The sequence below is a fragment of the Roseivivax marinus genome, from assembly GCF_900109705.1.
Classification (GTDB): Bacteria; Pseudomonadota; Alphaproteobacteria; order Rhodobacterales; family Rhodobacteraceae; genus Roseivivax; species Roseivivax marinus.
The window spans coordinates 218,034-226,215 of the sequence record NZ_FOAI01000007.1 but is presented as its reverse complement, the minus strand read 5'-3'; the positions used below and the strand labels follow the sequence as shown (position 1 = coordinate 226,215).

The window sequence follows — 8,182 nt, the reverse complement described above, 5'->3', positions numbered from 1 at the left end:
CGCCCTCCATCGCCGCGAAAAGCTCGGGATCGCGGGACGAAAGGCTCTCGGTGAAAAAGCCGTCGTCGCGGTGCGGTGCGTTCATGGGATCCTCCTCTGCGGGCGGACCTGCCGGGCCCGCGCGTCACTGGCCGCCATCCTCGCGCGCCCGCATCCGCGCCGCCAGCACCGTCCGAGTAGAAAGCGCCCGCAGCCGCAGGGGGCGGGCCCTGCCCGGACGGGTAGGCCCGGCGGGGTCAGCCCACCCGGCGCCCCTGGCTCCAGACACCGCGCACCACCGGCGTGCCGTCGAGCCGGCCGACGCGGACGATGTCCGCGCGCAGCCCCTCGGAGAGACGACCGCGGTCGGCCAGCCCGGTGGACTCGGCCGGTGCCGCCGTGACCGTGCGGATGCCGCGCGGCAGGTCGTCCCAGAGGTCCGCAAGCCCGAACGCGCCGAGCATCAGCGAGGACGGGATGTAGTCCGAGGACAGGATGTCGAGCCGGTCGGCCCGCGCCAGAGCCTCGGCCGCCACGTTGCCGGAGTGGGAGCCGCCCCGGATGAGGTTCGGCGCGCCCATCATCACGGCAATGTCGTGACCGTGGCACGCCCGAGCGGCCTCCTCGGTGGTGGGAAACTCTGCGATGCGGACGCCGTGGCCGGCACTGGTCGCGACCTGCTCGGCGGTGGTGTCGTCATGGCTGGCAAGCACCGCGCCCAAGCGTCCCGCGGCCTCGACCGCGCCGGCCTCGTGCGCCGCACCGAACCGGTCCTGCAACCCGCGCAGGTTCGCGAGGTGCGCCTCGAAGTCGGCCTCGTTGCCGCCGTGCTTGCCCAGCACGTAGGCCTTCAGCTTGGTGACGTCGCGGAACTGCCGCTGCCCGGGCGTGTGGTCCATGATCGACAGGATGCCGACCCGGTCATCCGCGTCGAACTCCGCCAGTTCCTCCAGCAGCGTCTCCGAGCAGACCTCGGCCCGCAGGTGCAGGAAATGGCTGATCCGAAGAACCCCGGTCGCGCGCAGGTCGAACAACTCCCGCGACAGCTGCCGGGCGTACTTGCGGTAATCATCGCGCCCGTTCGAGATCACCGAGCCCACCCGCATGGCGTCGAACACCGTGGTGATGCCGGTGCTCGCCAGTTCTCCGTCATGGGCGAGGATCGCGGTGCGGTGCGGCCAGTCCACCTTGGGGCGCGGCTCGATATGGCGTTCGAGGTTGTCGGTGTGCAGCTCGATCAGGCCGGGAATCAGGTGGTCGCCCTCGCAATCCAGGGCCCCCGGCGCCGACGTGTGCCCGGCCTCGATGGCGGCGATATGCCCGTCTCGCAGCACCAACGTGCCGTCGATCACCTCGGTCTCGAGCACGATCCGGGCGTTGGTCAGGAGGGTGTCCGTCATCTTGTCCTTGCCTCGCGGGGCTGCTTCAACTCGGCGGGGCGCGCCGCGCGTCCCCGACCATAGGCCAGACCCAATGCCCGACCACAACCGATATGCCGTCTATTACGCGCCAGAGCCGGCGCCATGGGCCGACGCCGCCACGTCCCTGCTTGGCTGGGATGCGGCCGCGGGGGTCGACGTCGCGCATCCCGACGTGCCCGGCCTGCCCTTGTCCGCCGCCGAGCTGACGGCGCGGCCGCGGAAATACGGCCTGCACGGCACGTTGAAGCCGCCGTTCCGGCTGGCCCCCGACACCTCGGCCGAGGCGCTCGATGCCGACCTCGCGCGGCTGGCGTCGCGGCTATCGCCGGTGCAGATGGGCCCGCTGCAGGTGACGCGGCTCGGAGGTTTCCTCGCGCTCTGCCCCGCGGGCGACGTCGCCTCCCTGCAGGAACTCGCCGCCGCGCTGGTGTCCGATCTGGATGGCCACCGGGCGCCGCCAGACACCGCCGAGCTGGAGAAACGGCGCGGCGCTGGGCTGTCCGAACGGCAAGAGGCACTGCTGGCCGAGTGGGGTTACCCCTACGTGATGGAGCAATTCCGCTTCCACGTCACGCTGACCGGGCCGGTGCCGCGCCCGCAGCGCGACGCGACCGAGGCCGCGCTGCGCGCGTGGCTCGCACCGCTGCTGCCCGACGCCTTCGAGATCCGTACGGTTTGCCTGTTCGGAGAGGCGGCAGACGGGCGCTTTCACCTTCTGAAGCGCCATCCGCTGGGCGGCTGAAGGCACCGCGACCGCCCCCGAACCGGGGCCGGCCGCCGATCTTGCATTGCCTCAGCGGATCACTGGATGTCCGCCGCGATGTCGGCGTCGATGTCTTCCTCGACCTGGGCCACGGCGTCGCGCAGCGACTGCAGAACCTGCTCGCCCTCGTCGACATTCGAACCGAACCAGTCGTAGACCGGCTGCACCGCGTCCTGGAACGCCTGCTTCTCGTCGGGCGACGGCACGTAGACCTCCCCGCCGGCGGCCGCGAATTCCTCGTAGGCCGAGATCGACTTGCGCTTGGGCGAGGCGAAGGTGGCCTGCTGAAGCTCCTTGAAGCCGTTGACGACCACGCGGCGCATCTCCTCGGGCATGGACAGGAAAGTGTCGTTGTTCATCACCCAGATCGCCGCCATGTAGGCGTGCCCGTCGAGCGTCAGGTATTTCAGCCCGGCATCGGGAAACTTCATGTTCATGATGTCGGTGATCCCGTTCTTCGAGCCCTCGACCACCCCGGTCTGGAGCGAGGTGAAGAGCTCGGGCCACGGGATCGGCGTGGGCGACGCGCCTAGGGTCGAGACCAGCTCCTGCGGCAGATCGGCGACCACGGTGCGGATTTTGAGCCCGTCAAGATCGCCGGGCGTCTGCACCGGGCGCTGCGTGTTGGCGAAATTGCGCCAGCCGCCGGTGTTGCCGATGGTCATGATGCGGATCGCGTTGCCGGAATCACGCAACGCGAGGTCGCGCAGGGTCCGGGTGAAATCGGTGTCGGTCAGCACCGCCTCGGCCACGCGGTCCGAGCGCATCAGGTAGGGCAGATCGAACACCTGCACGTAGGGAAAGATGCCCGCCGCGCCGCCTGAGGTCGTCACGAAGATGTCGATCGAGCCGTCCGCCACGCCCTGCAGGCACTCGGTCCCGTTCGAGCAGAGCTGCGTGCCGATGAAGAGCTCGACCTCGATGGCGCCGTTCGACGCCTGCTCGACGTAGTTCTTGAACACCACGAGGCCGTCATAGTCCTCGTCGTTCTCGTTGGAGTTGGCGGTGGCGCGGAGCGTGTAGTCCTGCGCCTGCGCGACGCCCGCGGTCCCGGCGAGCGTGGCAACCGCCGCGAGCGCGGCGATGGTCCGTGTCAGCATGTCGAAGCCTCCCTTGTGATGCTGGATGGTCTAGATCGCGAAGCCCGCGAGGCGCGGGATCGTCATGGAGATCGCCGGAACGTAGGTTATCAGGAAGATTACCGCGATTTCGACGGCGAGGAAGGGCAGGATCGCCTTCGAGATGGTCTCCACCCGTTCGCCAGACACGCTGGAGGCCACGAACAGCACCAGCCCCATGGGCGGCGTGGCAAGGCCCACGGTGAGGTTCACGCTCATGATGATGGCGAAGTGGACGGGATCGACCCCGAGCCCGGTGAAGACAGGACCGAGGATCGGCCCGAGAATGATGATCGCCGGCCCGGCGTCGAGGAACATGCCCACGAAGAACAGCAGCACGTTGATCAGAAAAAGCAGCGTCAGCGGGTTCTCGGACAGGCCGAGGATGAACTCGGCGAGGATCTCGGGCGCGTGGCTGAGGCTGACCACGGTCTTGAACGCGACCGCCGCGCCGACCAGCAGCAGCACCGTGGCCGAGGCGATGGCCGAGCGGCGCAGCACGTCGCCGAGGTCCGCGACCGTCATCACCCGCAGGACACCGAAGGACACGATCAGCGCGTAGGCCACCGCGATGGCCGCGGCCTCGGTCGGGGTGAAGACGCCGATCAGGATGCCGCCGAGGATGATGATCGGCGTCTGCATCGGGGCCACGGCCTTCTTGCACACGGTGCGGAAGTCCGGCGTGCAGCGCCCGCGATACCAGACCAGAGCGAAATGCGCCGGGACCAGCAGCGCGAGGTAGACGGCCCAGCCGCCCACCGCCCAGCCCCCTGGCAGTGCCCATGTCAGCATGTAGAACAGGCCGGCGAGGTTCAGCCGCAGCAGCACGAAGCTGACCCAGTATTCCAGCGGTGCGATGGCCGCGTTCCGCTCGACGATGCGCTCGGCCCGCGGCAGGTCGTAGCGGTCGGCCAGCAGACGCACCGTCACCATGAGGCCCAACCCGACCAGCAGGCCCGGCACGATGCCTGCAAGGAACAGCGCGGCCACCGACTGGCCCATGACGTAGGCGTAGATGATCATGATGCCCGAGGGCGGGATGATCGGACCGATGACAGACGAGGCCGCCGTGATCGCCGCCGCGAAGCGCCGGGCGTAGCCCTGCCGCTCCATCGCCGGGATCAGGGTCGAGCCCAGCGCCGAGGTGTCCGCCACGGCCGAGCCCGAGAGCCCCGCAAACAGGATCGACGACAGGATGTTGACGTGCGCCAGGCCGCCGCGCAGGTGCCCCATGAACGCCTGCGCGAAGGCCACCAGCCGCTCGGTGATGCCACCGCGGTTCATGATCTCGCCCGCGAGCAGGAAGAACGGCAGCGCCATCAGCGGGAAGCTGTCCATACCGTTGTAAAGGTTGCGGTAAAGCAGGGCGAGATCGCGCTCCTGCCCGTTGAGCCACAAGAGCGCACCGGGCGCGAACAGCAGCGCGAAGAAGACCGGCAGGCCGATCAGCAGGAGCGACAGGAACACCGGCAGGAACCAGAGCAGCATCACTCGGCCTCCGGCACGTCGGAGCGGGCGTAGCTCGGCAGGCGGGCGGCCTCACCGGCAAGACACAGGACCTCGCGCAGGATCAGCTCGACGTTGACCACGGTCAGCAGGACCATCCCGGTGAAGAGCGACAGGTACATCCAGGCCAGCTTGATCCGCACCGGCTCTCCGCCCACCATGTCGAGCGGCAGTCGCAGCGACGAAGAGTTGAAGAGCCAGCCCGAGTTCACATGCGTCCAGCCAAGCTGCGCGCCGACCAGAAGCACCGTGAGCGACATCGCCAGAAGGATCAGGTTCAGCACGCCCGCGACGGTGGCGGGCAGCAGCGTCCGAACCATGTCGATGGCGACGAAGCCGCCGTGCCGGAACGCCGTCGGCGCGGCCAGCCCGGTCATCCACAGCATGAGAAAGCGCGCCGCCTCGTCCGGCCAGGGAAGCGCGTCGTTCAGCACGTAACGGAAAAAGACCTGTGTGAGGATCACCACGACCATGGCGCCAAGCGCAGCCAGCGCGATCACCCGCGCGGCGGCGAGCGCCCAGTCGTTCCAGAGCCCGAACGGAACCAGCAGTCCGCGCACGACGCCCATCCTCTCCTCCCTTCCGCCCCGTCTCCGCGCGGCCGATGTTCCGGCCCGTCTCTGATGCGGGGGGCCTAAGCGACGCTCAGCCGCGGGCGGCGAACTCGCCGTATTGCCCATTCAGGAACAGCAGCGGCTCTCCGTCTCGGCGACGCACCCGCTCGACCCGTCCGACGACGATGACATGGTCGCCGCCGTCATGGATCGCCTCTCGCGCGCATTCGAAATGCGCGAGCGCGCCGTCGATCAGCGGCACACCCTTGTCATTCTCGGTCAGGTCACCCGGCCTAAACCGGCGGGCGTCCTTGGCCACCTCGCTGCACAAGGCCGCCTGGTCGGCGGCCAGCACGTGGATCGCGAAGTGCCGCGCCTCGGTGAACGGCCCGAACCGGCTCGACGCCTTGGCGGGCGACCAAAGCACCAGCGGCGGGTCCAGCGACAGCGAGGCGAAGCTGTTGGCGGTGATCGCGATGGGGCCGTCCGTCGTCTGCGTGGTCACGATGGTGACCCCGGTGGCAAAGCGGCCCAAGGCATCCCGGAACGCGCGCTGCGTCTCGGGCCCGGGCTCGAAGGTCTGTTCTTCCATGCTCATCGACCCGTCCATCTCACGGCACCTCGTGCCCCAGCGCAAGTTCGTAGAGGTGGAACCACGTCTGGCGGTCGAGGTCCACCTTTTCGGCATCTGCCAGCGTGCGGATACGGTCGAGGTTGTTGGTGCCCATCACCGGCAGGATATTGGCCGGATGCCGCAGGAGCCACGCGATCGCGACGGCGGACGCATCGACCCCGTGGGCGTGTCCGACCTCGTCCAGCGCCGTCCGCATCCGGGCCGAGCTTTCGGCGAAGAGAGAGCCCCCGGCCAGTGGCGACCATGCCATCGGCGGCACGCCCCGCTCCTGCAAAAAGGCCACGTCGCCGTTGCTGAAGCCCGCGTGCGCCAGCAAGGACAGCTCGATCTGGTTGGTCGCGAGCGTCGCATTCATCGCCGACTGAAGAAGCGACCAGTCCCACGGACGGAAATTCGACACGCCCACATGCCCGACCTTTCCGGCAGCGATCAGCCCGTCGAGTGCGGCGCCGGTTTCGTGGTGGTCCATCAGCGGATCGGGCCGGTGGATCAAAAGCAGGTCGATACGCTCGATCCCCATCAGGCGCAGCGAGTGGTCCACCGACGCCTCGATATGCGCGGCCGAGGTGTCGTAGTGCTTGACCTTCGCATCCGCGTGGCGGCCGACAGGCGCGACGATGTCGCATTTGGTGACGATCTCGATGCCCTCGCGCAGGTCGGTCCCCGCAAGCGCCCGGCCCATAACCTCCTCGGCGGCGTATCCGCCGTAGATGTCGGCCTGGTCCATCGTGGTGATGCCCTGCTCGAGGCAGGCCTCGATCTTGATGCGGACATGGGCCGGCGAAGTGTCGGCAACGTCCGACAGCCGCCACATGCCGTAGACGATGCGGCTGAACTCGAGGTCGTCGGCGAGTTTGACGCGGCTGACTGTCACCGGCGCTCTCCTTTGCCCAGCGGGGTGGCCGGGGTGGTGTCGGGCACGCGGCCGTAGACATGCGGCAGCGAGCAGGTGGTCAGGTGCGGCAGCACCATTTGGCCGAAGATGCGGCATTCGTCGAGATGCGGATAGCCCGAGAAGATGAAGGACCGGATGCCCATCTCCCGGTATCGTTCGAGCTTGGACATGACCTGATCCACCGATCCGACAAGGGCCGCGCCGCAGCCCGAGCGGGCCCGTCCGATCCCGGTCCAGAGGTGCGGCTCGACGTAGCCGAACCGGTCCGCCAACTCGCGCGCCCGCGCCTGGTGGGACACGCCGAGCGACGTGCTGTCATGCGCCCGGTCGCGGATCAGCTGGCCAAGCTCGTCGTCGAGCTTCGAGACGAGGTGATCGGCATATTCGCGCGCCTCCGCCTCGGTATCGCGCACGATGACGTGGACCCGCAGCCCGTAATCGAGCGTGCGGCCGTACCGTTCGGCCACCGCGTTCACGTCGCGCATCCGCTGGGCAAGCTGCTCTTCGGGCTCGGGCCACATCAGGTAGACGTCGCAATGCTGGCCGCACAGCTCCAGCGCGTGCGGGCTGTAGCCGCCGAAATAGAGGAGCGGCCCGCCATTCTGCTGGTAGGGCTTCGCGGGCTCTGTCGGCACGCCCTCGAAGGCATAGACCTCGCCGACGTGGTCGATCCGGTCGCGCGTCCACGCCTGCTTGAGGATCTCCACGACCTCGCGCGAGCGCTGGTAGCGGAAGGCGCTGTCGGCGGTCTCTCCGGGGAAGTCCGACGAGATGACGTTGAGCGTCAGCCGCCCCTCGAGCATGTGGTCGAGCGTCGCCACCGTGCGCGCCAGCATGATCGGCTGCATTTCTCCGCAGCGGATCGCGGCCAGCATGTTGATGTCCGACGTGACCTGCGACCCGGCCGCGACGAAGGACAGCGTGTCTTGTCCGACCTGATAGCTCGACGGGCAGAGGATGTTGCGGAAGCCTTGCCGCTCGGCCTCCTGCAGGATGCCCGCGCAGTGGTCCCAGCTTGAGCGGAGATCGCCGTCCGGCACTCCGAGAAAGCGGTAGTCGTCCGAGCAGAGGGCAGCGAACCACGAGACCTCGGCGGCGTCGAGGTCGGCGGAGGTGACGGGCACGATCGTCATGTCGGGTCTCTCGGCGGCGGCCCTTCGGCGCGGGATGGGTCTGCGTAGCACCGGGGCGGGGGGGCATCAATCTCGGGGTCTCTCGCCCCGGTGACCGGCGCCACGGTCGCGCGGGCCGTTCGGCGGCCCGAACGCCCCGCGACCTGCCCGCCCGACGGGCAAGAACCGAGAACCGCGAC

General features: G+C 68.7%; 8 protein-coding genes. 1 reads left to right on the top strand and 7 read right to left on the bottom strand.

Annotated features, from left to right (window positions below):
- Positions 1-236: 236 nt before the first annotated feature.
- Positions 237-1,379: an alpha-D-ribose 1-methylphosphonate 5-triphosphate diphosphatase gene (locus BMX29_RS11105; protein ID WP_092812736.1), complete on the bottom strand. Its 1,143-nt coding sequence runs from the start codon at positions 1,377-1,379 to the stop codon at positions 237-239.
- A 73-nt stretch (positions 1,380-1,452) separates the two neighbouring features.
- Here BMX29_RS11105 and BMX29_RS11100 point away from each other — a divergent pair, with 73 nt between their 5' ends.
- Positions 1,453-2,142, top strand: coding sequence for a DUF1045 domain-containing protein (locus tag BMX29_RS11100; RefSeq protein WP_092812733.1), 690 nt, complete (start codon positions 1,453-1,455; stop codon positions 2,140-2,142).
- A gap of 59 nt (positions 2,143-2,201) precedes the next feature.
- Here BMX29_RS11100 and BMX29_RS11095 read toward each other — a convergent pair whose 3' ends face one another.
- The 6 genes from BMX29_RS11095 to BMX29_RS11070 all read right to left on the bottom strand — a co-directional run bounded on the left by BMX29_RS11095 (position 2,202) and on the right by BMX29_RS11070 (position 8,003).
- A complete protein-coding gene (locus BMX29_RS11095; protein WP_043845015.1) occupies positions 2,202-3,263 on the bottom strand; it encodes a TRAP transporter substrate-binding protein in 1,062 nt (353 codons plus the stop codon).
- A 30-nt stretch (positions 3,264-3,293) separates the two neighbouring features.
- Positions 3,294-4,769, bottom strand: a complete 1,476-nt coding sequence (locus tag BMX29_RS11090) for a TRAP transporter large permease (RefSeq protein ID WP_092812730.1) — start codon at positions 4,767-4,769, stop codon at positions 3,294-3,296.
- On the bottom strand, positions 4,769-5,356 hold the full coding sequence (locus tag BMX29_RS11085; protein WP_092812728.1) for a TRAP transporter small permease: 588 nt from the start codon (positions 5,354-5,356) through the stop codon (positions 4,769-4,771). The genes BMX29_RS11090 and BMX29_RS11085 overlap by 1 nt, the downstream gene beginning before the upstream one ends.
- Positions 5,357-5,432: 76 nt before the next feature.
- A complete protein-coding gene (locus tag BMX29_RS11080) occupies positions 5,433-5,939 on the bottom strand; it encodes a flavin reductase family protein (protein ID WP_092812793.1) in 507 nt (168 codons plus the stop codon).
- Between the two features lie 13 nt (positions 5,940-5,952).
- On the bottom strand, positions 5,953-6,849 hold the full coding sequence (locus BMX29_RS11075; RefSeq protein ID WP_175471174.1) for an aldo/keto reductase: 897 nt from the start codon (positions 6,847-6,849) through the stop codon (positions 5,953-5,955).
- On the bottom strand, positions 6,846-8,003 hold the full coding sequence (locus BMX29_RS11070; RefSeq protein ID WP_092812725.1) for an LLM class flavin-dependent oxidoreductase: 1,158 nt from the start codon (positions 8,001-8,003) through the stop codon (positions 6,846-6,848). The genes BMX29_RS11075 and BMX29_RS11070 overlap by 4 nt, the downstream gene beginning before the upstream one ends.
- Positions 8,004-8,182: the final 179 nt, after the last annotated feature.